Origin of the sequence: Shewanella frigidimarina NCIMB 400 (genome assembly GCF_000014705.1) — a bacterium.
Taxonomy (GTDB): Bacteria; Pseudomonadota; Gammaproteobacteria; order Enterobacterales; family Shewanellaceae; genus Shewanella; species Shewanella frigidimarina.
Genome location: NC_008345.1, coordinates 4,458,558 through 4,484,739, shown reverse-complemented (window position 1 = coordinate 4,484,739; position 26,182 = coordinate 4,458,558). Strand labels below are relative to the sequence as shown.

The following is a 26,182-nucleotide window of genomic DNA, read 5'->3' as shown; positions in this document are numbered from 1 at the left end:
AGAGTGCCCTATCCGTGAGCGCAGCGTTCGCTGTTATCGCTTGTTATCGTCCTCGCAGCGAAGCTGTCCCTAGCAGGACGAAGTCCGCTCTAGAAGCGCAGCGGACTATCCGCGTAGCGGTCTAGGCCTCTAGAAGCGCGGGCAGTAATCCGGCATGAGCAAGTTGGTTATGGGCAATCACCCATTTAGTTTGTGTGGCTGTGTGGGGCGCAGGAATGGCTACGGTTTGCATACTGGCAGCCCGCGCGGCAATTAAACCATTAAACGAATCTTCAATTGCGATGCATTGTCCTGGCGCAATGCCCAGTCCTTTAGCGCAATTTAAATATACTTCAGGATGTGGTTTGCCATAATCGAGATTTTCAGCGGACTCAATCGCATCAAAATAATGGCCAATGGCCAACTTATGCAGCACAGCTTCAATAATTAATGACGATGACGATGTGGCTAAACCTATTTTAAGCCCTAAACGTTTGCACGTCTCTAGCGACTCAATAACGCCTCGCATTGGTTCACCATTGGCTTTTATTTGGCTTACAACTTCATTAACTATGGTATTGGCCGTAGCTGTATTGTCGTAATTTGGCCAAGGAAAACGTTGGTGCCAATAGCTAACAACATGATCAATACGCAAGCCTGTGGTTTGCTCCACTTCTTCAAGGCTGAGATTAAGTCCAAAGCTATTTAGGACAGTCTGCTCGGCCAACTGCCAAGCCGGTTCGGAATCGATTAAAATCCCATCCATATCAAAAATAACGGCTTTTATTTGGTTTGACACAATACTGACTCCATAAACGGCACAATGTTAAGCGCTAATTATCACGTTGTTGTTGATTGGACACAATCAAAACACACTTTTTAAAAAATATTTCATTTAAAAAAGGGGATATTTTTTTGTATATAGTTTAATCAGTGGGTACTGTATAAGTTAATGTATTTAAGAGAATTTCCGCCTGTTTCAAACTATTGTCTAATTTTATTTTATTCAACTTGGCGTTAAATTGATTTTTAGGTTGATAAATCGCATTGATTTCATACCTCTGATAGTGTGAGCTGATTCATACTTTTATAAAGCTGTAGTATACTGGAGGTCGGATTTCAAGCCCGAACCAGTGGAATTATCAGCGTAACCATAGTGGCGCTGAGTTTCGCCGTTAGGCGTCAAACAAAGAGGAATGTTGCCGTGCTAGAAGCATATCGTAAACACGTCGCAGAACGTGCTGCAGAGGGCGTAGTCCCTAAGCCATTAAATGCACAACAAGTGGCTGAACTGGTTAAGTTATTTGAAACACCCCCAGCAGGTGAAGAGGCATTCATCCTCGACTTGCTCGAAAATCGTATTCCACCAGGAGTAGATGAAGCTGCTTACGTTAAAGCCGCTTTCCTTGATGCAGTCGCTAAAGGCACTGTGTCATCTCCTATCTTAAGCGCAGAACACGCTGTTAAACTGCTTGGCACTATGCAAGGTGGTTACAACATTGAGCCGTTAATTGACCAACTAGATAATGCAGCATTAGCACCTCTATCGGTTACCGCACTTTCAAATACATTGTTGATGTTTGATTCATACCACGATGTTGTTGAAAAAATGCAAGCGGGTAATGATTTTGCTAAGCAAGTGGTTGACGCTTGGGCCAATGCAGATTGGTTCTTAAATCGTCCAAAATTGGCTGACAAAGTTACCTTAACTGTTTTCAAAGTGTCTGGTGAAACCAACACTGATGATTTGTCTCCTGCGCCAGATGCATGGTCTCGTCCAGATATTCCACTACACGCATTAGCAATGCTAAAAAATGCGCGTGACGGTATTGTGCCTGATGAATCAGGTGTTGTGGGTCCAATCAAAGAAATCGAAGCGTTAAAAGGTAAAGGTCATCCTTTAGTTTACGTAGGTGATGTTGTTGGTACGGGTTCTTCACGTAAATCTGCCACTAACTCAGTGTTATGGTTTATGGGTGATGACATTCCTTTTGTACCTAACAAGCGTGCTGGTGGCTTCTGTTTAGGTAACAAAATTGCACCTATTTTCTTCAACACCATGGAAGATGCGGGTGCATTACCGATCGAACTAAACGTTGATCAAATGGACACTGGCGATGTGATCGATATCTACCCTTATGAAGGTGTAGTTAAGCGTCACGGCACTGATGAAGTTATCTCTACATTCGAACTTAAAACCGAAGTGTTGTTAGATGAAGTTCGTGCTGGTGGTCGTATTCCATTGATCATTGGTCGTGGTCTTACTGACCGTGCGCGTGAAACCTTAGGTCTTGAAGCATCAAAAGTATTCGTTCGTCCACAAGATATCGCTGCATCTAACAAAGGTTTTACTTTAGCCCAAAAAATGGTCGGTAAAGCATGTGGCGTATCAGGTGTTCGTCCTGGTCAATACTGCGAACCTAAGATGACCTCTGTTGGTTCACAAGACACTACTGGCCCTATGACACGTGATGAGTTAAAAGACTTAGCATGTTTAGGCTTTAGTGCTGATTTAACCATGCAGTCATTCTGCCACACTGCAGCTTATCCAAAGCCAGTGGATGTTACCACTCACCACACACTACCAGATTTCATTATGAACCGTGGTGGTGTTGCTTTACGTCCAGGTGACGGGGTTATTCACTCGTGGTTAAACCGTATGTTATTACCAGATACCGTAGGTACTGGTGGTGATTCACATACTCGTTTCCCTATTGGTATTTCGTTCCCAGCCGGTTCTGGTTTAGTGGCATTTGCTGCTGCAACAGGTGTCATGCCTCTTGATATGCCTGAGTCTGTGCTAGTGCGCTTTAAAGGCGAAATGCAACCAGGTATTACCTTACGTGATTTAGTCCATGCTATCCCATTAAAAGCAATTGAAATGGGTCTGCTAACGGTTGAGAAGAAAGGCAAAATCAACGCTTTCTCTGGCCGCGTATTAGAAATCGAAGGTCTTGAAAAACTTAAAGTTGAACAAGCATTCGAATTATCTGATGCATCTGCTGAGCGTTCAGCTGCAGGTTGTAGCATTAAGCTAGACAAAGAGCCAATCATTGAATATCTAACCTCTAACATCGTAATGTTAAAGTGGATGATTGCAGAAGGTTATGGCGATCGTCGTACTATTGAACGTCGTATTACCGCGATGCAAGAATGGATTGCTAACCCACAGTTGATGGAAGCAGATAAAGATGCAGAATATGCTGAAATTATCGAAATCAATCTAAACGACATCAAAGAGCCAATCCTTTGTGCACCAAACGATCCTGATGATGCTGTATTATTATCAAGCGTTGCACAAACTAAGATTGACGAAGTGTTTGTTGGTTCTTGTATGACTAACATCGGTCACTTCCGTGCGACTGGTAAGATGTTAGAAAAGTTTGCTACTACGTTACCAACTCGTTTATGGATTGCACCACCAACTAAGATGGACCGCGATCAATTAACGGAAGAAGGTTACTACTCAATCTTCGGCCGTGTTGGTGCTCGCATCGAGATCCCTGGTTGTTCTCTATGTATGGGTAACCAAGCACGTGTTGCAGAAGGTGCTACTGTAGTATCAACGTCTACACGTAACTTCCCTAACCGTTTAGGTACTGGCGCAAACGTCTACTTAGCATCAGCTGAGTTAGCCGCTGTAGCAGCGTTACTAGGTCGTTTACCTTCAGTTGAAGAATATCAAAACTACGCTAAAGAATTGGATGCAACAGCAGCTGATACTTACCGTTACTTGAACTTCGACCAAATCGATTCTTACACTAAGAAAGCCGACAGCGTGATTTTCCAAGCCGCGCTTTAAGCTTAAACTAGTTAACAATTGATCAAAAATGCCAGCAGAAATGCTGGCATTTTTATTGGTGTTATATTGTTTAACTTGTAACTTATTTCAGGATAAAAATGAGTTTCAACCTATCTTTTTATAAAGATTTACCCTGATCCCACTAAATTAATCAACGGCTAAAACCAATGCGAAAATTAGCCATATCTATGTTCTTATGGCCTGAGGCCACTAACGTCGTGGCGCTTCACCCACACCAGACCAAGAGGAAACCAACGGCTGTTCCCTCTTGGAACTCCCAGCCGCCCCGCAACATTTTCAAACAGCGAAAAGGTCGCCATGGGGATTGATCCAGCTTTTAACTTCGTGTTGGTGTTCTTCAGCCTTATTCGAAAATGCTAACGCTTACGATGGGGCGTCCCTTCCCCTCGAAAGCTAGCGGGCCATATATGGACGCTCCCGGTGAGTCAAGATAATACTCTGCTTACCCAAAGCTTTTTGGCCTTAGTTTTCTATTCTATTGCTTCACACTTGTCATTGTTTTTGATGCGGCTCATTTACCGCTAGAAGCGGTTGAACTGCCATATATACGGGCTTAACAGTCAAGCTGCGCCCCTAATGAAATCCGTACCACTGCGCCTATCAATTGAAACATCCATGCGGATTAGGTTTACACTATCCTTGGCCTATTCAGGCTAGCACTGGTTGGACTGAGCCATTTATTCATCGTTAACAACAACCTTGGTGAGTGTTTAATGTGCTATCTTGCGGCTATTATCATCCAGTCGGGTTTATTACCCTTGGCCAGCCCGAGCTCAGCAAGATAGCGACAACAGTGTTAACAAGTACCATGGTTTACACCTTGATTTGCAGCATATTGCGGAACATAAGGCACTTGTTTTTGTAATAAAATCCATATTAGTCTGGCGAGTCTATGGGCGGTGGCAACCACCGTACTGCAGATGCTTTTTCGGCTTCTTAACTGCATTATCCAAAGGTTTAAATCATCTTGTTTTTTACTAGCGTGGCTGACGACTGCTCTGGCACCATGAATAAGTTGCTTGCGTAAATAGCCATTGCCTCGTTTGGTAATACTGCCATTAACACTTCTATGGCCAGAGGCAAATTGTTTAGGAGTTAACCCCAGCCACACACCCAACTCTTTAGCGGTATTAAAAGCCTGGCCTCGGCCAATTGATGCGACAAATGCTGAAGCGATGATGGGGCCGACACCTGGAATACTCAGTAATATTTTGCCATTAGGGTCACGCTCAATAAGCTTTTTTATCAAGGTATTAATTCTGTCTAAACGTGTATTTACACTTTGATATTCACCCCAGAAGTCATTTGCCATCAGCTTGATTATGGGACGTTGTGATGCATCATTAATGATGTCCCAAATGGCCACTTCAAACGCTTTATAGCCTTGGGCAAAACAAATGCCAAAATCAACTAAGACACCTCTAATTTGGTTAGTACAGGCGGTTTTCTCCTTTACTAATCGCTCCCTGATACGGTGCAACATCAATATCTCTTGCTGCTCTTCGGTTTTCACTGGCACGAAACGAATGTTAGGCCTAAAGCTGGCTTCATAAATCGCCATAGTGTCATTGTTATCATTTTTACTGCCTCGCACGAACGGGGTGACATGTTGGGCAGGAATGAGCTTAACGTTATGCCCCATAGCGAGAAACTTACGCCCCCAGTAATGGGATGAATAACAAGCCTCGAAGACCACATCGCAATTGGGTTGTTGCAGCATAAATTCGGTCAGTTGAGTGCGATTTAAACGCTTATTGAAGACTTGTTTTGCATGACAATCCATCCCAAGGACTTGAAATACATTCTTGGCCAAATCAATCGAAATAGTGGTAACTTTCATGGTGGACGCTCCTTAAGTAACTGTGTGGTTCAACATCAGTTTGGCGCATTAGGGAGCGTCCATCTCATCATCCATGGCCAGCTCACGCTATTTTCTTCAACGGCCTCAAGTTCAGAGTTGAATTTAGGCTTTGACAAGCTAGGAAAACTCGCCAGTGGACAGATATGGATTGGAACCTATCTTTTATGAAAGTTTTCTCAGACCCTACTAAATATCAAATTCATTACGAGTAAATTTTCTTTTTAATTTAGATTTTAAGCGTGAGGGTAAATACGATAGTTCAAACCAGAAGTCTGAAAATCGGTCATTTGCGGTTCTATTTAACTGTCTATATTCGTGGCGAATACTTAATAATATTTGCAAATATGGGTCTTCGATTACTTCTTCAATTGCTTCACAAGAGTATTCGTTAATTCTTTTTAAAGCTATGTATTCATTTTTTACACTTTCGGGTGTTAATAACCTCATTTTTTCCCAACTTTTGTGTATTTGAGGACTGAAATATGACAGATTCTCAGTTACATGTTCCATCAATCTTTTAAATCGTTTATCAAACTCATTATTTTTTAAGTGGAAAACTGGAGACTGATAGTTGATGAACGCATCGAAATGCTCGCCTTGCTTCTTACTCTCATTCTCACGGTAAGCAACTGACACTTTAGTATTAAAATCAGCTTTTTCTCTGTCTGTAATAGCTTCTGGAGGATAATCAAAGTCCATTCCATATGTTTGCTCTAACCAATGTGCACTAGCATATTCATTTACAGCTTTTTCTAAGTACTTATCTTCACTTTCAAATAGTTTTCCTAATTGTTTTTTATAGTCGTATAACAATAAATCAGATGCGTCATGGTATACCTTGTCATAAGCCCTTATTTTTTCTAACTTCCGATTAATCTTTGATTGGCGTATTGCGAATACAAAGCCGAGAGCTGAAATTAACAAACTTCCTAAGGAAATAAAAATCGCTATTTGTGATTTATCCACGGATGCCTCAGTTGTTATTCAATATTTAGTATTTATGTGTTGAGTTGTTTATCAGATATAAATTGTTTTCTAGGTTTGGTCGATGTGCATTCGGATTAATTGTTAAACTTTATGCTATAGGAATTTTCTTTTTTACGGTAGTTGTTTGTACAACTCTTAAGCTAATCGTTTGTGATTTGGCCAATTAAAATTGTACAAAAATAGGTGGTATTCTTAATTATTCATGTTTCAGTTTTTGTAAATCATCAGGGATCAATAACTTGAGGACGTTGAAGAAAATAGCGTGAAGCTCACATGGATGTGAGCTTAGCTTTCGCGGTACAGGATGTACCATCGGAAGCGTTAGCATTTTCGAATAAGGCCGAAGAACACGAAAATGAAGTCAAAAGCTGGATCTATTTCCGTCGCAATTTTTTCGCTGCTGTTGTTTGGTTAAATAGCGAAAATGTTGCCGGAACGGCAGGGGTGATTCAAGAGGGGATTGCTGTTGATCCCCTTTTGGCCGGTGCAGGGTGGAACCTTGCGATCTTAATTCAAACGAAGTTTGAAAAATCCGGCGTGGGCGAGGCGCTACGACCTTAGTGGCCGTATGTCATCATAAGCATTAAGCATAAAGAAACACCTCGTCATCCCGGCTCAAAAGCATTGCCGGGATGACGAGGTTAATGAGATTTATTGCCAGAAGTGCAACTTTGGCACTTGGTCTGGTGTGGGCGAAGCGCCACGACGTTAGTGGCCACAGGCCATTGTTAAAAAAGATGAATATTAAATATTCATCGATAATTAACCATACCCATCATTCAAAAATGCCAGCAAAATCGCTGGCATTTGTATTAGAGTCATTTAACGTTTGCGAATGATGACAACATCCTTTTGATGAACGTTATTAACATTAACGACGCGATATGCCGCGGGTTTAACAACGACCACTTTAGTTACCGTCTTTTTATTAGTAGGCGCTTTTGCGTGTCCATGATGAGCACGTGGGGCACAAGCACTTAAACTGATAATAGCGAATCCGACTAATAACACTTTAATGACAGGAAATTGAATTGACTGTTTCATACACACCTCGGTACGAGTGAAGACTATGACTAAGCATAATCGTTTGAATGTCAATTGCTGATCGCGATGAGTAAAGTTATGCAAATATAGTATTGAAATTAACGACTATCGTTAAAACGTACCGTAATCATGAATACTTAATATTCATCGAAATCAGTGGTTCTCGTGAGCCTTTCTCTGCACGCAATCGGGCTAAATACTGTTGCCATAATTCAGTTTGATTACTGCACAAGTTATGTAGCACCTGCCAAGAATACAAGCCGGTATCATGACCATCATCAAAGGTGATTTTTACTGCATAATGACCAACAGGTTCGAGCGCTTTAATGTTTACGGCTTTCTTATGGGTAACCAATATTGGGTCGCCATGACGTTGTACTTCAGCCGATGGTGAGAAGACTCGGAGCATTTCACAACTGATGTTGTAAGTTTGGTCATTATCAAATGTCACTTCGAGTAACTTAGATTGGCGTTTAAGTTTAATGCCGGTGACGGTAGGCGTTGATTGGGTCATGGGAATACCTATAAAAAAAAGGATTAACGCTAAATCGCAGATTATCATCATACGCGATTTTGCTGTTAATCCTATTGTTGTAACCTGCATTCGTGATGTTTATTCATAAACCAAAAAGTCACGAGACCTCCCATCAATAATAATCAAATGGGAGGGCGCTTGATTCAAATAATGGTTATAAAATAAAGCGGCTTAAATCTTCATCTTGTACCAAGGTATCAAGGTGATCATTGACATATTCAGCGTCAATGACAAATTTAGAACCTGACTTTTCAGAAGCATCGTATGAAATCTCTTCCATCAATTTTTCCATCACGGTATGTAAACGACGTGCACCAATGTTTTCGGTGCGCTCATTCACTTGCCATGCCGCTTCTGCAATGCGTTCAATACCTGACTCTGTAAATTCGATGGTGACGCCTTCGGTGTTCATTAGGGCGACATGTTGCTCAGTAAGTGAGGCAAATGGCTCTGTTAGAATGCGTTTAAAATCAGCTGCGGTAAGGGCGTCTAATTCAACACGAATAGGTAAACGGCCTTGAAGCTCTGGAATTAGATCAGACGGTTTAGACATCTGGAATGCACCAGAAGCAATAAACAAAATGTGGTCGGTTTTAACCATGCCGTGTTTAGTGGAAACTGTGCAGCCTTCGACTAATGGCAGTAAGTCACGTTGCACTCCTTCACGCGATACATCGGGACCTGAGCTTTCACCGCGCTTACAAATTTTGTCGATTTCGTCTAAAAACACAATACCATTTTGCTCAACCAGCTCGATGGCTTGTTCTTTTAAGTCTTCTTGATTGACTAGCTTTGCCGCTTCATCTTCAACCAACTGCTTGTAAGCATCTTTGATTTTAAGCTTTTTACGTTTAGAGGTGCTTTGGCCAAGATTTTGAAATAAGCCTTGTAACTGATTGGTCATTTCTTCCATGCCTGGAGGGGCCATGATTTCAACACCAACTTGAGGCGCAGCAACATCTATTTCAATTTCTTTGTCGTCTAATTGACCTTCGCGCAGCTTTTTACGGAAAACCTGACGGGTAGTCGAGTCATCTTTTTGGTCGGTATCCCAGTCATCTTTTGGCTTAGGCAATAACGCATCTAAAATACGTTCTTCGGCCATTTCTTCGGCGCGATGACGGCATTTTTTCATTTGCTGTTCGCGAGTCATTTTCACTGCTGAGTCGGTTAAATCACGGATGATTTGTTCCACTTCTTTACCGACATAACCTACTTCGGTAAATTTGGTCGCTTCAACTTTGATAAAGGGGGCGTTAGCCAATTTAGCTAAACGACGGGCGATTTCAGTTTTACCAACACCGGTAGGGCCAATCATTAAAATATTTTTTGGAGTCACTTCATGGCGAAGTTCTGGCTCAAGTTGCATCCGGCGCCAGCGGTTTCGCAATGCAACGGCTACTGAGCGTTTGGCATTTTGTTGGCCAATGATATGTGCATCTAGTTCGTGAACAATTTCACGTGGAGTCATTTCAGACATAACTGTTCCTTTATTAACGCTCGAATTAGTAGTCTAACTTTTCGATAGTTTTGAATTGGTTGGTGAATACGCAAATATCGCCTGCAATCGTCAGTGATTTTTCTGCTATTTCTTCCGCGCTTAACTCAGTATTTTGCAGTAATGCTAAGGCTGATGCATGAGCATAGTTTCCGCCAGAACCAATCGCAATTAAGTCATATTCCGGTTGAACGACGTCGCCATTACCGGTAATAATTAATGATGATTCAGTATCAGCCACAACCAACATAGCTTCGAGCTTACGCAGCATTTTGTCGCTACGCCAATCTTTGGCAAGCTCTACGGCAGATTTTAATAAATGGCCTTGATGCATTTCGAGCTTGGCTTCAAAACGCTCAAAAAGAGTAAATGCATCGGCAGTACCGCCAGCAAAACCGGCTAATACTTTATTGTGGTATAGGCGGCGCACTTTACGTGCATTACCTTTCATCACGGTATTGCCTAGAGACACTTGGCCATCACCAGCGATGACAACTTGATTATTACGGCGTACGGATACGATAGTAGTCACGGTAAATCCTCTTCACTAATACATCAACGGGTCATTAGGGTGAATGCAATTGTTGATTGATAAAATGGATATGGGGACAAAATGACAGATATCAAGCGATGGATAACAAAAAGCCCTGTTACAGAGAACAGGGCTAAAGTGATTTATACAGCAATATCAGACCAGCAGTGTTATTCCCACAACCAAATCAAGCAGCCATTTAAACCTGCGTTCTGCATCTTATGACGATTATGTTCAGCATCGCGCTTGTTAGGATAAGGTCCTAATACCACGCGATACCATACGCCATTGGTACCTTCGCTGCGACGCACTTGTGCCTCTGCACCTTGGAAGGCAATTCTGGCCTTCATTTCATTTGCTTGCGACTCTTGCCTAAACGATCCACATTGCATTTGATAAATGCCACTAGACACTACGCCAGTTTGCGGCAAGTCTATTTCAACTTGCTTGTTTTCAAGCTCTTCCAGATAAGTCCATTCTTCCTGTGGCTTAGGTGGTAGTGCATTAGGATCTTTCTTGATCACTTTTTTTGGTGCTTCTACAGTCGCGGTTGATACCGTTTTCTTTTTGGGTTGTTGAGCTGGCTCTGATACGACGGATGAGTCGGAGCTGCCATTAATGGACCATAAGAAATAACCAAAACCTATGACTAAGGTGAGTATCACAAAAACAGCCAAGTAAGGAAAAGAGCGTTTAGGTGCTTTTTTTCGTTGTGGCGCACGGGCTTTAGCGCCCGCACGAGGTTTGCGATTTGCGTAGTCACGACTCATGATTACATCCGCTCTAGGGTTTCAATGCCAAGCAGCGACAAGCCCGTTTTTAAGGTTTTAGCGGTTAATTGTGCAAGCAATAAACGGCTTTGCTTTTGCGCTTCAGTTTCGGCAGCAAGCACTGGGCAAGCTTCATAGAAACTCGAAAACTCACTCGCTAGTTCATAAAGGTAACCACATAATACATGCGGCAAGCCTTTGTCTGTCATGCGAGTTAACACTTCACCAAATTGCGCCAGTTTAGTACCTAAGTCTTTTTCTTTTTCATGCTCAAGCACAATCTTAGCTTGGCTAAGATCAATATCCGTTGCACGTTTAAAAATACCGGCTACTCGGGTGTAGGCATATAGTAGATAAGGTGCTGTATTACCTTCAAAACTAAGCATTTGCTCAAAACTAAAAATATAATCACTGGTACGGTTCTTGGACAGATCGGCATACTTAACTGAGCTGATACCCACTACGCGAGCAATTTCAGTGAGGGTTGCTTCATCCATATCTGGGTTTTTACTGCGAACCAGCTCAAGTGCGCGAACATCGGCTTCATCCAGTAAATCAACTAATTTAACTACTCCGCCTGAACGGGTTTTAAATGGACGACCATCTTCACCATTCATGGTGCCAAAGCCTGTGTGCTCTAACGACATTTCAGGGCGAACAAATTTAGCGAGTTTGGCAAGGCTAAACACTTGTTGGAAGTGCAGCGCTTGACGTAAATCGACAAAGTACATGGCGCGGTCGGCTTTTAGTACGTTTGAGCGGTAACGCATAGCAGCAAGATCTGAGGTTGCGTATAAATAGCCACCATCTGCTTTTTGAATAATAACCGGTAAAGGCTCGCCTTCTTTATTACGAAATGCTTCTTGGAATACCACTTTAGCGCCATTGCTTTCGCTTAACAGGCCTTGGGCGTCTAAATCTTTAACTACTTGGGCTAAGTCGGCATTGTAGGCACTTTCGCCGTGAACATCTGCGCGGGTTAAGCTAACGCCTAAACGCTTATATACATCATGACAATGGCTTAAAGAGATGTCGTTAAATTCGCGCCATAGCTTATTGCAGTATTCATCACCTGATTGTAATGCGACGACAAGTTGACGGGCACGAGTAGCAAATTCAGTAGACTCATCAAAACGTACTTTAGCCGCACGATAAAAACTTTCTAAGTCAGACAATTCCATTTTGGCTTGTTCGCCATTGGCTGCGCGTAACTCTTCCATTAACGCCAGTAGCATACCAAACTGAGTGCCCCAATCGCCGACGTGGTTTTGGCGAATGACGTTATGGCCTAAATACTCGAGTGCGCGCACGACGCTGTCACCAATGATGGTTGAGCGTAAGTGGCCTACGTGCATTTCTTTGGCTAAGTTTGGCGAAGAATAGTCGACAACGATGGTTTGCTTAGTCGGTAAAGCCACCCCTAAATGGTCGCTGGTCAGCGCTTGTTGTAGTTGATTAGCTAATGCATTGTCATCAATGAAAAAGTTAATAAAACCCGGACCGGCAATTTCTACTTTGGCCACATAAGATGATGCTGGCAAGGTATCAATAATTAGCTGTGCTAATTCGCGTGGGTTCTTTTTAGCTACTTTGGTCAGCATCATTGCAAGGTTAGTCGCTAAGTCACCATGACTTTTATCTTTAGTGCGATCGACCTGAATGCGAGCTTGAAAATCAGCCGGCACAATTCCTTGCTGTTTGAAGGATTCGATGGTTTGTTCTAGTAAAGATTCAATATGTGATTTCATGGGCGTTTGCTTGCACTAATTCGTTAAATGAATGACATGACGGAACCGCATATTTTAGCCGTTTATGGGGGGTGATTGCTATCTGCTTTAACGGAAATATTGGTTTTTTTATGCTGATTATCAACCTAAGCGAAGTTTATGACAGATATAGGGTCCGTTGGCTTAGTAAAAATGCAGCTTTACATCAAATCCTGCGGATCTCGATCGATGCTCCAACGGCATCGCTTACTTTCAGGTATTTGTTCAATGAGTGCTAATACGCGTTCGAATTCGGTTTGCAAGCGCTGACGACTTTTAGCTTGCAGTATTAATTGGCGTCGGTATTTTCCTGCTTTACGATCTAGCGGCGCCGGAATTGGGCCAATAATTTCAAAGTCTTTATCTTGTGGTAGTAGCTCGCTAGTGCGCGCTAGAAAAGCATCAGCATCTTCGGCTAAATGTGCTTCTGCACGAATTAGAACCATGTGCCATGCGGGTGGTAATAATGCTTGTTGGCGCTCTTTTAGCTGACTGCGAGCAAACTCGCCATAACCGCGTTTTAACAGATCACGTAAAATGGGGTTATCACTTTGATGGGTTTGCAGTAGCACTTTACCGGGTTTGTCTGCACGGCCAGCACGACCTGAAACTTGAGTGTATAGCTGCCCAAAACGTTCTGGTGCGCGAAAGTCTGCGCTGAACAATGCACCATCGACGTCAAGTAAACCGACTAAGGTGACATCGGGAAAGTGATGTCCTTTGGCGAGCATTTGGGTGCCGACCAAAATTTTATATTTACCCATGTAAATCCCTTTGAGCTGTTGTTCAAGGGAGCCTTTACGTCTGGTGGTGTCTCGGTCAATGCGGACAACCGGGTATTTGGGAAACAGTTTAATCAATTCTTGTTCTAGTTGTTCAGTACCCAAACCGTGGCCCATTAGCATGGTGCTACCACATTGATGGCATTGGCGCGGGATAGCGTATTGATTGCCGCAGTGATGGCAACAAATCTCGTTTAAGCCTTGATGGACGGTAAAAAAAGCATCACAACGATCGCACTCATGTAAATGGCCGCATTCATGACAAAGTAAGGCCGGAGCAAATCCGCGGCGGTTTAGAAATAGCAGTACCTGATTACCCGCATCAAGGTGCATACGCATTTCATTAATTAATGATGTCGACATGCCAGCTTTTAATGGTTGCGAGGTAATATCGACAATACCTTGCTTAACCTTTTGCGCAGCACCAGCGCGTTCACTCAGTTCCAAGTGATGATAGCGGCCTGATAGCGCATTTTGTAAGGTTTCTAATGATGGCGTTGCGGAGCCTAATACCACTTGAATATCTTCAAGATGCCCACGCATTACCGCCAAGTCACGTGCGTGGTAACGCACACCTTCCTGCTGCTTAAAGCTGCTGTCATGCTCTTCATCAAGAATAATTAACCCTGGATAAGCCATTGGGGTAAAGAGTGCTGAGCGAGTGCCGATAATAATTGCTGCTTCACCGACACGAGCCTGACGCCAAGCTTCTAGGCGTTGATTATCGGTTAATCCGGAATGTATCACGGCAACATTGACTTCAAAACGACGCTTGAAGCGATTAATGGTTTGCGGTGTTAAGCCAATTTCAGGCACGAGGATCAGTGCTTGTTTACCTTGTTTTAAAATTGTCTCAAGCAAGGTGAGGTAGACCTCGGTTTTGCCAGAGCCAGTAATGCCTTCTAATAAGGTGCAATGAAACCCTTGTTGTTGAGTAAGCACTGAAACTGCGACGGCTTGCTGTTTGTTCAGTTTATGAGGTGACTCATTCATAATAAGCTGTTGGCGCCAGCTTAAATCATGACTAAGTACTTTTTGCTGCCGTTCAATCCATTGTTTTTGTTCTAATGCTTTTAATGCCGCTTTGCTTAATTGTTGGGTGGTGAAATCATCTTGGCTGATAGGGTTTGCAAGCAATAACTCGTACAGTTTTTTCTGTGCTGGAGCACGTTTTAATACGCTAGAATCAGCATTGCGCCCTTCGGGGCTTAAATGATATTCAACCACCGCTTGCGGCGCCGCTTCGAGGCCTTTTCTCAATGCGACAGGCAACGCTTGGCTGAGCATTTGTCCTTGAGTCGTAAAGTAATACCGGGCGGCCCAGAGGGTTAATTTATATAGCGAATCGGGTAACAATGGGGCATCATCTAGTACTGCAGTTACCGATTTTATTTGTTGCGGTGCTAAGTCACAGCTGTCAGTAATAGCAGTAATTAAGCCGATGAGTTGTTGAGGGCCAAAAGGGACTTTTACTCGAAGACCGATTTGCAATCCTGCTTGTTGTTCGTCTTTTACGCGATAGCTAAAGTTTCTGCGTAATGGGACGGGTAAGGCGACTTCAACAAACACGGGCATAAGACTTCATCATTTTTCAATTCGATAGTGGATTGCGGATCAGTTTACCTCTAAGTGTCATCAAAGAGATAGGGCAACATATATATGCGTAAAGGACTTATTGAGGTCATCATCCTAGTATTTGGGGTATTGGGCTATATTGCTACGCCAATGGCTCAAGTGAATCATGTCAGTATCAATAGTCGTCAATTTGAATTGAATAATGAACCGCAATTAAAAATCAATATTGTGGCACAAAATGATGATGCATCGCGGTTAAGGTTTTATATTCGTCAGCTGGATGGCAACTTGGATGGCAACTTGGATGGTAGGAACGTGCTGCAACAGAAGTTAGCTGTGCAGAGTATTAATCGTTTTTTGTTGCAGCTCAAGGGTACAGATATTGTCAGTGATTCAAATGCACAGTTAATCGTTACCGAAAACACTGAGGCGGGAGCGGTTACGTTAGCAGTAATAGCGTTATTTGATGCACCTTATTCAGTTAATAGTGCAACCTTAGTCCCTTATATTGAAAAGCCTCGAGTACTGCCAGTAGCAAAAGACACCGCTAGTACAAAAGCATCCAAAAGTCGCCAAGATGATAGCGGTTTGGATCAGGCTACATCATTAGCAGAACCACAATCCGCCCCATCCAAAACCGAAGCTTCTCAACACGCGGGATGTTTAATTGAGCGAGATAATAGTGACACATTATGGCGTATAGCGAACCGTTACAAAGAGCAATGGCATACCAGTGTTTATGGTGCGATGTTAGCTATTTTTGAGGCTAACTTGTTGGCTTTTTCCAAGCAAAAAATTCATTTATTACTCAAAGATGTTTCGTTGAATTGCCCATCAACGGCTATTTTGGCCGGATACAATAATAAAGCAGTAGATAAAAAAGTCTTTGAGGTTATTGAAGCAAAACATGCTGCTAAATAAGGTTTCTGATCATAATTAGTGATAAAAAGTAGTGCTTAATCGAGTATTTACTTTTGTTTATCAGTAATTAGTTGCAGCTGGTTATGTTAGTTTATATAGTTGCGCGTGTTAATACTTATGATTTGGCTCAATGATAAGGTTAAAAAAGTAAACAATAATAATAAATTACAGTGCTGACGAGCTAAGCATGAGCATTTTATTTGTTGGTGTATAAGTGAATTTAACATCATGGTTTTACGGCGTGTTTTACGCTGTGCTGAAGCGGTTTATAATCGAAAGGATTGATTTAATGAAAAGCTTTAAGGTGCTAGCAGTATTAGCATTATTGGCCGTTGATAGTATTTCAACTGCTATTGCACAAGTCAGTCATATCAGTATTGATACTATTCCATTTGAAAGTGGACAATCTCCTCAGTTAACCGTGAACATTATAACCGATCACCATGATTTATCGCGGCTGACATTTTATTTGCGCCAAATTTATCAAGATAATATTGTGTTAGAAAAGCTTGAAGTTGAACAGCGTGATCGTGATGTATTTGTATTAAGTGGTACCGAGAAAATACGCGATCAAGATGCAGCACTCATTGTTTCTGAATACCGTAATGCTAAATGGCTACAATACTCACCTGTACCTTTATTTTCTCAAGCCATTGTTCAGAGTCAATACCAGCCTGTAGCCATTAAAACCATGAAGTCAGCCTCGGCATTATCGACTTCTATGCCAACAACAATAAGTCGCAAGGCCATTGCTATACCTCAGGTAACTACAACGCAAAAAAATCTGAATAATTGTCAGATAAATCAGTTACCGAATGATACTTTATGGAAAATAGCGGTGCGCTACCGTAAACAATGGAATTCAAATATTTATGGTGCAATGCTTGCGCTTTATCAAACGAATCCCTCTGCATTCTATCAAGATAAAATTAGTCTACTGCAATTAGGCAGCTCGTTACGTTGTCCATCAATGGCGACTCTTTTGCGCTATCAAAATGTCGCTGTAGATAAGATAACATTCGACAATTTAGTCGCCAGTCAACGCGGTAAGTCTCAAGTAGTACCAATGCCTACTCTAACAGTGCCAGCAACTGTTATCGCCACCCAGCCGGTATTGAGCAATGGTTCGATGAATGATATGGACAGTAAAAAATCTGAAAGTAATGAGTTATTGGCGGCTATTCATGAAACGAAAATATTGCCTCAGCCATTGCCAATTAAGAACGTAGCCAAGCTATCTCTACCGACTTATGGCCAAGATAACATCTGCGTAATGGATAAATTCCCTCAAGACACTTTATGGCGAGTTGCTGATCGTTATTATCGACAATGGCAAATCAGTGTCTATGGCGCAATACTAGCGATTTATGAGGCAAACCCAGATGCGTTTGCCAATGGTAAAATCTACTTATTGATGTCTGATAGCCGTTTACAATGCCCATCAGGTGAGATGTTAAAGCAACATCAAAATTCATCTAAGGCACAAATCACCTATGAAGCACTAGAGCGCACGCATCGCCAATAATAGTATCGATTAGAAATTCTACTTGTTTGTGTATTAGAGACACTGTATTATCTCGCGCCTAAAACATATTGTTATTAACTGCATGTGGTGCTCAACTTCGGGTTGGGAGAGCGACATGGCCTTCAATTTAAGGTAGCCCAAAATGAAAACAGGTATTCACCCAAATTACGCTGAAATCACTGCAACTTGTACTTGTGGTAACATCATCAAAGTGAACTCAACTGCAGGTAAAAACCTACACTTGGACGTATGTGGTGCATGTCACCCATTCTACACTGGTACTCAGAAAGTTGTTGATACTGGTGGTCGTATTGACAAGTTCAACAAGCGTTTTGGTATGCTTGGTAAAAAGTAATTGCATTGCAATTTACTTGAATAAGGCGCCTTTGGCGCCTTTTTTGTTTTTTGATATTACTATTGTATTGTGCTGTGAAGAAAACTAATTTTTTAGTGGTAAACAATACAAAAAAACACAAACCTCACTTTATTGTTATTTAGACAAAATAAACTGCAAATATCGATGTCTATATCCGATTACTATCGTAAATCTTGTTATTTTCCTACATTTTTAACTTATTGATTTATATATATTCATGTTCGATTAGTTAGAATAATAAAACGTACCCTCTGTTTCGACTCACAACACCTCCTATCACTTAGTTTTTGATTTATATAATCTCTGTATTAGCGTATTGTTATTAAAATTTTAGATGGCCAGCAAGCTCACTGTTAATGTGGACAGCGGATCATACTTTCCTTCATAGATAGCGCATTTCAGGATGTATAAAATGTCAGATATTCGTCAACAAGCTCTCGATTATCATGAGTTCCCAGTACCAGGTAAAACAGCTGTTTGCCTGACGAAACCGGCTCAATCAAGCCATGATCTAGCATTGGCCTATAGTCCTGGGGTAGCAGAGCCTGTTAGAGAGATTGCATCTAATCCTGAAAACGCTTATCGATATACCAATAAAGGTAATACAGTAGCGGTTATTACCAACGGCACGGCTATTTTAGGTCTAGGTAATTTAGGCCCATTAGCGTCAAAACCGGTTATGGAAGGCAAGTCACTTCTGTTTAAACGGTTTGCGAATATTGATTCGATTGATATTGAAGTGAAACACCGTACAACGGAAGATTTTATTAATACCGTCGAATCTATTGCTGATACCTTCGGCGGGATTAACTTAGAAGATATCAAGGCGCCTGAATGTTTTGAAATTGAACAAGAGCTGATTAAGCGATGTAATATTCCGGTATTTCATGACGATCAACACGGCACCGCTATTGTCACGGCAGCAGGCATGTTGAATGCTCTGGAAATTCAAGGTAAAAAAATTGATGATGCTATTTTTGTTTGTTTAGGCGCTGGTGCAGCTGCTATTGCATGTATGACGATGATTGTTAAATGTGGCGCGTTACGTGAAAATGTTTATATGTTAGACAGGCAAGGGGTGATTCATACGCGTCGTGAAGATCTCAATGAATATAAAGCGTTATTTGCTAACAATACCGATAAACGCACCCTGCAAGATGTGATTAAAGATGCCGATGTATTTTTAGGACTGTCGGGTGCAGATTTATTGGCTGCCGATGATATTGCGTTAATGGCGCCTAATCCGGTGATCTTTGCCTGTTCAAATCCTGATCCTGAAATTAAACCTGAATTAGCTCATAACATCCGTAAAGACTTAATTATGGGTACTGGTCGTAGTGACTATCCAAATCAAGTGAACAATGTATTGTGCTTCCCGTTTATTTTTCGAGGCGCACTCGATGTTCGAGCTGCGGTCATTAATGACGAAATGAAGCTAGCTGCTGTATATGCTATTGCTAACCTCGCTAAAGAGCCTGTTCCTGCTGAGGTGTTAGCGGCTTATCCTAACGTGTCATCATTGAGTTTTGGCCCACAATATGTGCTGCCTAAACCAATGGACCCAAGATTACTGCCGCTGGTAGCTCGCGCAGTATCGCAAGCGGCTATCGATTCAGGGGTGGCAAAAATCACCACATTACCGACTGAATACAAAGTGTAATAAGCAAGTATAAATAATCAGGTTTATTAATCTGAACAGGGATTAATGAGGTCTGTTGTCATTAGTAAAAGGGGCTTTTGCCCCTTTTTTATAGGCCTGAGATAAGCGTGATTAAAAACGATTAGTGAAGTTGTGTAGCACAATCGTTATACTGGATAGCATTGGAGTCATTAATAAAATAAATCCAGCAGGATAGCGGATAAATGAAACTCACCAAGATCCTTACTAAAAAACTGACCAGCTTTTGGCTGCTTTCATTAGCTGCGGTGGCATTTGTATTTTTACTGTGTGCGGTGATGGGTTTTACTCAATTGACCTACAATTTCCAACAGCAGAAAGTGGCTGAGTTAGAAACCATGTTAGCTGACGACTATCAACAACATGGCAGTAGTCAATTTTCTACTTGGTTACCTCCTTTATTGACAGCTTATAAAGCGGTTGAATTCTCCCTGTCGCAAGACAACCAATTAGTTTATCAATTTCATCGTGACCAAGCCGATATCGTTAAAAGCAGTTTAACGCTCTATAAGACCGAATTAAGCCATGGAAAATTATCTATGACGTTAATTATGCCACCGCCATTTTCTCTACATGATCTCGGCTGGCACGAGCTCATTATTCTTGTTATTGGTTTTATCAGCATAGGAATTTTTGTGCGTTTTGGTTATGGCTGGTACTCCAGAGAGTTAGATGGAATTGAACAACTTGCTCAACGAAGTAAACTCATTTTAGAGGGACATTTAAAGCAAGCAGCCGATATGCCGACAAATGGTAAACCACGGATGATCAATCGTGCTATCAGTAAATTGCTTGCAGAGTTGGATGATGCTCATAAAGAACGTGGTCGCTTAGATCAATTTATTCGTAAAGATACTTTTCTTGATAAACAAACTCAGATTGGTAACCCGATATTCTTTCAAAATCGTCTCGATGGATTAAGCCATAATCAAAAAATGGTAGCTCATGGCGTATTGATGTTAATTGAATTTGATGATGTTGACTTAGTGGAAGACCAATACGGTGAAAGCGGCGTTAAGGCAATGCTGTCATTAACAACGGAAGCCATTACAGCCGCACTCGTTCAATACGAAGACAGTATTTTTGCCCGCCGCAGTTACTCACAATTAGTCATTATCGTGCCACAATTGTCACTAGTAGAAGCCGACCAACTAGCGCAACGAATACTCAAAACCTGCCTTGCATTACCTTTTTATGGCATTGGCAATCCGGATAATTTTTTACATTTAGGCAGTGCTTTTTTTAACGCTGGAGATTTACAAGTTCAGCTTATTGAAGAGGCCGAAATGGCACTTCGAGCTGCGCAACTGCAACGTGTTAATAACTGGTTTATGTACGATAAAGGCGCGTTAGATGAGGAAATCGCTAAAGGGTCTGTTCGTTGGCGTAGTTTTATTGAAAATGCATTGGTGTCCAAACGCTTTTTTACCTTACAACAAGCCATTATCGATAGTGATAATCAAATTATGCACTATGAAATATTTAGCCGCGCTCGTGATTTAAAAGGTAATGATGTTCGCGCTACATTGTTTATTCCCATGGCTAACAAGTGTGGGTTAATGCCGCAGGTTGAGAGGCAAGTACTGGAACAAGTACTCTTTAGGTTAATGTCCGATAATGAGTCTATTTACAGTATTAACTTAAGCCTTGATAGTTTAACCAGTAGGGCATTTGTACGTTGGGTACAATCTACCTTATTAGAGCATCGCCCTTTAGCCGCACGACTTATTTTTGAAGTTTCTGAAGACATTATTGTCAAAAATCAGAAAAATACTTTGTTAGTTAAAACTCTCGATATGTTGAGAAAAATGGGCGCAAAATTGGCAGTAGATAACGTTGGTCAATCTGTTGTGGGTACTCACTATATCCAGGAGTATCACTTTGATTTAGTAAAACTACATCGCTCTATCGTGCGCCGGGTAGATCAACGTTCAGAAAATCAATTATTTATACGAAGTCTCATTGGTGGCCTTTATAGAGCCGAAGTGAAAGTGATTGCCGAGGGCGTTGAATGTTTTGAAGAATGGCAAACGTTAAAAATTCTTGGTGTGAGTGCAGCCCAAGGCGATTTTTTGGGGCAAAGATCTGAAGTTTAAGTCATATAATGCTATGTTTGTTTAAGTTAGATCTTGTTTATCAATAGATTGCACTCTATTTTCATTCAATATGCGCTATATTAATAGTCAGTTATTACGTTAACGCATCAGTAACAAAGTTTAATTGTTATGGGCTTGACCAATAATACTAGAAAAGACAATGCAGCTTATTCGAATCATCTTGATGTTATATGTTTGTACATTGGCTTAAAAATGTCATTTTTGCTGATATATTTATCATCAGTAATCTTAAATAATTAATATGTTAGCGAATATGGGCCACGCAATGGACAATGGTTTTTTGAGTAAACTAGCCTTTTGGCAGACATCGCAATTTATGGGTAATGTAGGCGTATTTATCGCCAGTAATTCCCTGTGGGTGTGTAAGCCACAACAAGGTCAATTAGCACCTGTTATCAGCCAGTTTCTGGTACAAAAAAACAATTGGTCTCAAGCGTTTGAAGCATTAAAGAGTCAGTTTGGCCGAGTTCGTGTTCAATTAGTGCTATCGCAGCAGTATTATCAATTATTACAAGTTGAAAAACCCAATGTTGAACCTGGTGAAGTCACTCAAGCGTTAATTTGGTCCGTTAAAGATATGGTGTCCGAGCCAGTCACTGATATTCATTTAGATTATTTCGAGTCCAGTTTCATTTCCAGTTCAAAAGTGAATGTGGTAGTCAGTAGTCGTCAATTTTTAATGCAATTGGCCAGTGCTTGTGATGCCAATGGATTAGATATTGCTGGGGTCAGTATTGAAGAATTGGCATTAAGTCATGTATTAGCCCACGATAATATGGCGCATATGTTAGTCGCTCACTTGCCGCAACAAGAATTGTTATTGCTAGTTGTTAAAGCGGGCGAAGTGCTAATGCAACGTCGCGTTAGAGGATTTAACCATCTAAATAAAGCGACTCTAGAAGAATTAAAGCAGGGCTTAGCCGATAATCTCAGTTTAGAAATTCAACGTTCTATGGATTATTTTGAAAGCCAATTACGTCAAGCTCCAGTAGGATCAATTAGCATCTTGGCTGAAGGTGATAGTTCATCATTGGCCAATCTCGTTAGTGCTAACTTTAATCAAAAAGTGGTTGCGGTTAATCATGATGGCGTATCGAATTTACTCGCGCAGTTAGCGTTGCAAGAATTAGCTCGAGGTGAAGTGTGATAAAAACCAGTGTTAATTTATATACCGCAGATTTGTTGCCGAAAAAGCAAAGGCTGACCTTTGCAAGAATGATGCTGGCATTGGCTTTTTTCACCGGAGGTTGTGCAGTTCTTTATGTTGTAGGGCTGTGGCATACCGATGAATTGCAAAGGTTAAATCAACAAGCAAACAGCACAAAAAGTCGGTTAACTAACCAAAAGACACAGCTAGAACAACAAATTGCTTTACGTAAACCTAATGCAGATTTGGTAGCAAAGGTTGAACTTGAACAACAACGATTAGATCTTAAAAAACTACTAAAAGATGAGCTTAGTCAGCGCAAAACGATGATAAGCCAGGGTTACTCGCCAATGTTGACCGACTTGGCTGCCGTGGCAGATAGCAATGTGTGGTTGAGTCATATTACTATTGAGCAACAAAACACTAGCGCTCAGCGAATTGAGTTTGAAGGTTATGGTCGTAACCCTCAAAGTATTCCACTGTGGATTGATAAATTAAAAACTACTTCAACGTTAAAAGGTTATGCATTTTCAGCGATGACAATGGACCGCGGTGAAGTACAGCCGTTGGCGTTTAAATTGATAAGTCAGCCCGTTGCTAAGGAGCTCGCACAATGAAGCAACAATGGCTGGTGTGGTCGTCAAAATTTAATGAACTAAGTCCACGAGAGCGGATATTGATTACGGTTGCCTTATTCGTTGTCATTGGGATGTTGCTGTTTATGCCACTAGAGTCATTGTGGAAGCAACAGCAAAGTGTCCAGAATCAACTAAAGGGACTCGAACAAGAAAATTCGATTTCATTACAACAAGTGGCGCTTTATGAAGAGCGTTTACAGCTCGATCCCAATCAAGATTATCAACAACGATTACAGTTGATTACTGAACAGATGCAATTGATGGATGCCGAACTCGCTAATCAAATGGTTGATATGGTTCCTGCGGATTATATGCCGACAGTATTAGCCAACTTGCTGGGCAATGTGAAGGGCGTCTCGCTCATTTCGTTTGCCTCTATTGCGCCCAAAGCCTTATTACAAGTGGGTGATGGTAGTAAAGTTAATCTTTACAGCCATGGTATTAAGTTGACGTTACAAGGCGATTACTTTTCTATTTTAGCGTTTATTAAAGCTGTGGAAAGTATGCCCGATAAATTGTATTGGAAGCGTTTAGATTACCGTGTTGAATCTCATCCCGATGCGTTAGTTGAATTAGAACTTTACACACTTAGTGTGAACAAGGACTTTATCAGTGTTGCGAAACAAGATTAGTGCCATGGCGTATGCATCCTGCCTAATGATGCTATTAATGTCGGCTGCTAACGCCCAAACATTACGAGATCCAACCTTACCGGGGCAGGGCTTTATTGCTGTGCAAGCCAAAGCAGATAATCAATCTTTGGTATTAAACAGCATTGTTAACGGACAGAATACCTATGCGGTTATTAATAATATTATTCTTTCAGCAGGTGATGCTATTAGCGGTAGTGGATTACGAGTATCAAAGATTAGCAAGGATTATGTAATCTTGTCAGATGGAAGAAAACTTCAGCTATTTCAGTCGATAACAGAGCGATAGGATAAGAATAAAAATGAATGTGATTAGATATGTTACTCCTCTGATGTCGCTGTGCTTAGTTGCTTGCCAAACGACAGATAGACCCGACCCACAAACAGCGAAAGCGGCTTTGAATGAGTCAAGGCAGCAAGCTGAGGCGAGTCAAGCCATTACGCCACCTCCAGCGGCAATGCCTGAAGATGTTCAGCGCGAGCTTAATGGTAATAATGTGTTGAGCCAATCAGCAAGAGCGTTGCCTGCCGAGCGTCGTTTTGATGTATCAGCCAATGAAGTTGATGCGAGAGTTTTTTTCCCCAGCTTAGTAAAAGACACTCCATTGAGTGTCGCGGTACATCCTGATGTACAAGGTAAAATTTCTCTATCTTTAAAGGCAGTAACTTTGTCTGAAGCCATTCAAGTTGTTGAAGACATTTATGGATACGAAGTGAATCGAGAAGGTCGTATTTTACGTGTATTCCCGTCGGGTATGAGAACCGAAACTTTCCCCTTGAATTATATCTACATGCAACGTGAAGGGTTGTCATTAACCTCCGTTAGCTCAGGGCGCATTTCAGACCAAAACAATAATTCAAGCAATGGCAGTAACAATAGTAATAGCAACAGCAGTAACAGTAGTTCGAATAGTAATAGTAGCAATGGAAATTCGAACAGCAGTGACAATACCAATGGTACGTTTATTCGTTCAACAACCAAGACAGATTTTTGGGGCGAGCTACAAGCCACATTAATGTCAATCATGGGTGAAACAGGTGGCGGACGACAAGTTGTGGTAACCCCTCAAGCTGGGCTTGTTACTGTTCGAGCTTTCCCTGATGAGTTACGTCAAATTCGAAGTTTCTTACAAATAGCCGAAAGCCATCTACAGCGCCAAGTGATTTTGGAAGCGAAAATTATAGAAGTCACTTTATCTGATGGTTACCAACAAGGGATCCAGTGGGAAAATGTCCTAGGTCATGCAGGCAGTACCAACATTGATTTCAGCACTTCTGCAGGACAAGGGTTAAGTAATGCGATTACGTCTGCAATTGGCGGTGTAACCTCGATTAATTTCACCGGAAGTGATTTCAGCACCATTATTAACTTGCTCGATACCCAAGGTGATGTTGATGTACTTTCAAGCCCTCGTGTTACCGCTTCTAATAACCAAAAAGCGGTAATTAAGGTGGGCAATGACGAATACTTTGTTACCGATGTATCCTCAACGACTGTAGCGGGTACCACTCCGGTAACGACGCCGCAGGTTGAACTAACGCCATTTTTCTCTGGTATTGCGTTAGATGTAACCCCGCAGATTGATGAATATGGCAATGTAATATTGCATGTTCATCCGTCGGTAATCGATGTGACCTCACAAACTAAAGAAATTAAAATTAGTGATTCAACATTAGAACTGCCTCTTGCTCAAAGTGAGATCCGTGAGTCGGATACCGTTATCCGCGCTGCATCAGGTGATGTGGTTGTTATTGGTGGCTTAATGAAGAGTGAGAACATTGAAACTGTATCAAAAGTACCGTTATTAGGTGACATTCCTTTTCTGGGGGAAGCGTTTACCAGCCGTACTAAATCTAAAAAGAAAACTGAATTGATTATTATGTTGAAACCGACTGTTGTTGGTGGAGACACATGGAAGGATGAATTAAAGCGTTCACAAGATTTAATCGAGCGTTGGTATCCTTCTAAATAGCGACC

22 protein-coding genes are annotated in these 26,182 nt (G+C 41.5%); 12 read left to right on the top strand and 10 right to left on the bottom strand.

The features are described from left to right. Positions 1-121: 121 nt before the first annotated feature. Positions 122-781 carry a hexitol phosphatase HxpB gene (hxpB, locus tag SFRI_RS19370; protein WP_041413246.1) on the bottom strand — a complete coding sequence of 220 codons (660 nt, stop codon included), beginning with the start codon at positions 779-781 and terminating at the stop codon, positions 122-124. Positions 782-1,183: 402 nt separating this feature from the next. Here hxpB and acnB point away from each other — a divergent pair, with 402 nt between their 5' ends. Next, positions 1,184-3,781, top strand: a complete 2,598-nt coding sequence (acnB, locus tag SFRI_RS19365; protein ID WP_011639185.1) for a bifunctional aconitate hydratase 2/2-methylisocitrate dehydratase — start codon at positions 1,184-1,186, stop codon at positions 3,779-3,781. Between the two features lie 817 nt (positions 3,782-4,598). Here acnB and SFRI_RS19360 read toward each other — a convergent pair. Continuing rightward, positions 4,599-5,642 (bottom strand): IS110-like element ISShfr3 family transposase, encoded by a 1,044-nt coding sequence (locus SFRI_RS19360; RefSeq protein ID WP_011635888.1) that lies wholly within the window; start codon positions 5,640-5,642, stop codon positions 4,599-4,601. Between the two features lie 207 nt (positions 5,643-5,849). Continuing rightward, positions 5,850-6,629, bottom strand: a complete 780-nt coding sequence (locus SFRI_RS19355; RefSeq protein ID WP_011639184.1) for a hypothetical protein — start codon at positions 6,627-6,629, stop codon at positions 5,850-5,852. Between the two features lie 294 nt (positions 6,630-6,923). On the opposite strand from SFRI_RS19355, the gene SFRI_RS19350 reads away from it, so the two are divergent. Beyond that, positions 6,924-7,211 (top strand): hypothetical protein, encoded by a 288-nt coding sequence (locus tag SFRI_RS19350; RefSeq protein WP_011639183.1) that lies wholly within the window; start codon positions 6,924-6,926, stop codon positions 7,209-7,211. Between the two features lie 261 nt (positions 7,212-7,472). Here the strand turns inward: SFRI_RS19350 and SFRI_RS19345 are convergent, their stop codons facing one another. From SFRI_RS19345 to priA, 7 genes are all read right to left on the bottom strand, one after another. Beyond that, positions 7,473-7,694 carry a hypothetical protein gene (locus tag SFRI_RS19345; RefSeq protein WP_041413245.1) on the bottom strand — a complete coding sequence of 74 codons (222 nt, stop codon included), beginning with the start codon at positions 7,692-7,694 and terminating at the stop codon, positions 7,473-7,475. A 127-nt stretch (positions 7,695-7,821) separates the two neighbouring features. Further along, a complete protein-coding gene (locus SFRI_RS19340; protein WP_011639181.1) occupies positions 7,822-8,208 on the bottom strand; it encodes a gamma-butyrobetaine hydroxylase family protein in 387 nt (128 codons plus the stop codon). A gap of 175 nt (positions 8,209-8,383) precedes the next feature. Next, a complete protein-coding gene (gene hslU, locus SFRI_RS19335; protein ID WP_011639180.1) occupies positions 8,384-9,709 on the bottom strand; it encodes an HslU--HslV peptidase ATPase subunit in 1,326 nt (441 codons plus the stop codon). Positions 9,710-9,734: 25 nt separating this feature from the next. After that, the gene (gene hslV / locus SFRI_RS19330; RefSeq protein WP_011639179.1) at positions 9,735-10,259 is read right to left on the bottom strand and encodes an ATP-dependent protease subunit HslV; all 525 of its coding nucleotides are present in this window, start codon (positions 10,257-10,259) and stop codon (positions 9,735-9,737) included. A 170-nt stretch (positions 10,260-10,429) separates the two neighbouring features. Beyond that, positions 10,430-11,029, bottom strand: coding sequence for an SPOR domain-containing protein (locus SFRI_RS19325; RefSeq protein WP_011639178.1), 600 nt, complete (start codon positions 11,027-11,029; stop codon positions 10,430-10,432). Positions 11,030-11,031: 2 nt separating this feature from the next. After that, positions 11,032-12,777, bottom strand: a complete 1,746-nt coding sequence (gene argS, locus SFRI_RS19320) for an arginine--tRNA ligase (RefSeq protein WP_011639177.1) — start codon at positions 12,775-12,777, stop codon at positions 11,032-11,034. Between the two features lie 179 nt (positions 12,778-12,956). Then, positions 12,957-15,152 carry a primosomal protein N' gene (priA, locus tag SFRI_RS19315; protein WP_011639176.1) on the bottom strand — a complete coding sequence of 732 codons (2,196 nt, stop codon included), beginning with the start codon at positions 15,150-15,152 and terminating at the stop codon, positions 12,957-12,959. Positions 15,153-15,236: 84 nt separating this feature from the next. On the opposite strand from priA, the gene SFRI_RS19310 reads away from it, so the two are divergent. The 10 genes from SFRI_RS19310 to mshL all read left to right on the top strand — a co-directional run bounded on the left by SFRI_RS19310 (position 15,237) and on the right by mshL (position 26,177). Continuing rightward, positions 15,237-16,073 (top strand): FimV/HubP family polar landmark protein, encoded by an 837-nt coding sequence (locus tag SFRI_RS19310; protein WP_011639175.1) that lies wholly within the window; start codon positions 15,237-15,239, stop codon positions 16,071-16,073. 289 nt (positions 16,074-16,362) lie between these two features. Continuing rightward, positions 16,363-17,598 carry a FimV/HubP family polar landmark protein gene (locus tag SFRI_RS19305; RefSeq protein ID WP_011639174.1) on the top strand — a complete coding sequence of 412 codons (1,236 nt, stop codon included), beginning with the start codon at positions 16,363-16,365 and terminating at the stop codon, positions 17,596-17,598. Between the two features lie 142 nt (positions 17,599-17,740). Beyond that, complete coding sequence (rpmE, locus tag SFRI_RS19300; protein ID WP_011639173.1) at positions 17,741-17,953, top strand: 50S ribosomal protein L31; 213 nt, start codon at positions 17,741-17,743, stop codon at positions 17,951-17,953. A 433-nt stretch (positions 17,954-18,386) separates the two neighbouring features. After that, positions 18,387-19,634 (top strand): malic enzyme-like NAD(P)-binding protein, encoded by a 1,248-nt coding sequence (locus SFRI_RS19295; RefSeq protein WP_011639172.1) that lies wholly within the window; start codon positions 18,387-18,389, stop codon positions 19,632-19,634. 203 nt (positions 19,635-19,837) lie between these two features. Next, positions 19,838-21,748 carry an RNase E specificity factor CsrD gene (gene csrD / locus SFRI_RS19290; protein ID WP_011639171.1) on the top strand — a complete coding sequence of 637 codons (1,911 nt, stop codon included), beginning with the start codon at positions 19,838-19,840 and terminating at the stop codon, positions 21,746-21,748. 286 nt (positions 21,749-22,034) lie between these two features. Then, positions 22,035-22,916, top strand: coding sequence for a hypothetical protein (locus SFRI_RS19285; protein WP_041413800.1), 882 nt, complete (start codon positions 22,035-22,037; stop codon positions 22,914-22,916). Continuing rightward, positions 22,913-23,533, top strand: a complete 621-nt coding sequence (locus SFRI_RS19280) for a hypothetical protein (protein ID WP_041413243.1) — start codon at positions 22,913-22,915, stop codon at positions 23,531-23,533. The genes SFRI_RS19285 and SFRI_RS19280 overlap by 4 nt, the downstream gene beginning before the upstream one ends. Beyond that, positions 23,530-24,186: a hypothetical protein gene (locus tag SFRI_RS19275; RefSeq protein ID WP_011639168.1), complete on the top strand. Its 657-nt coding sequence runs from the start codon at positions 23,530-23,532 to the stop codon at positions 24,184-24,186. Before SFRI_RS19280 ends, SFRI_RS19275 begins: the two co-directional genes overlap by 4 nt. 4 nt (positions 24,187-24,190) lie before the next feature. Continuing rightward, entirely contained in the window at positions 24,191-24,493 is a 303-nt protein-coding gene (locus tag SFRI_RS19270; RefSeq protein WP_041413799.1) for an MSHA biogenesis protein MshK, read from the top strand. A 13-nt stretch (positions 24,494-24,506) separates the two neighbouring features. Continuing rightward, a complete protein-coding gene (mshL, locus tag SFRI_RS19265) occupies positions 24,507-26,177 on the top strand; it encodes a pilus (MSHA type) biogenesis protein MshL (protein WP_011639166.1) in 1,671 nt (556 codons plus the stop codon). Positions 26,178-26,182: the final 5 nt, after the last annotated feature.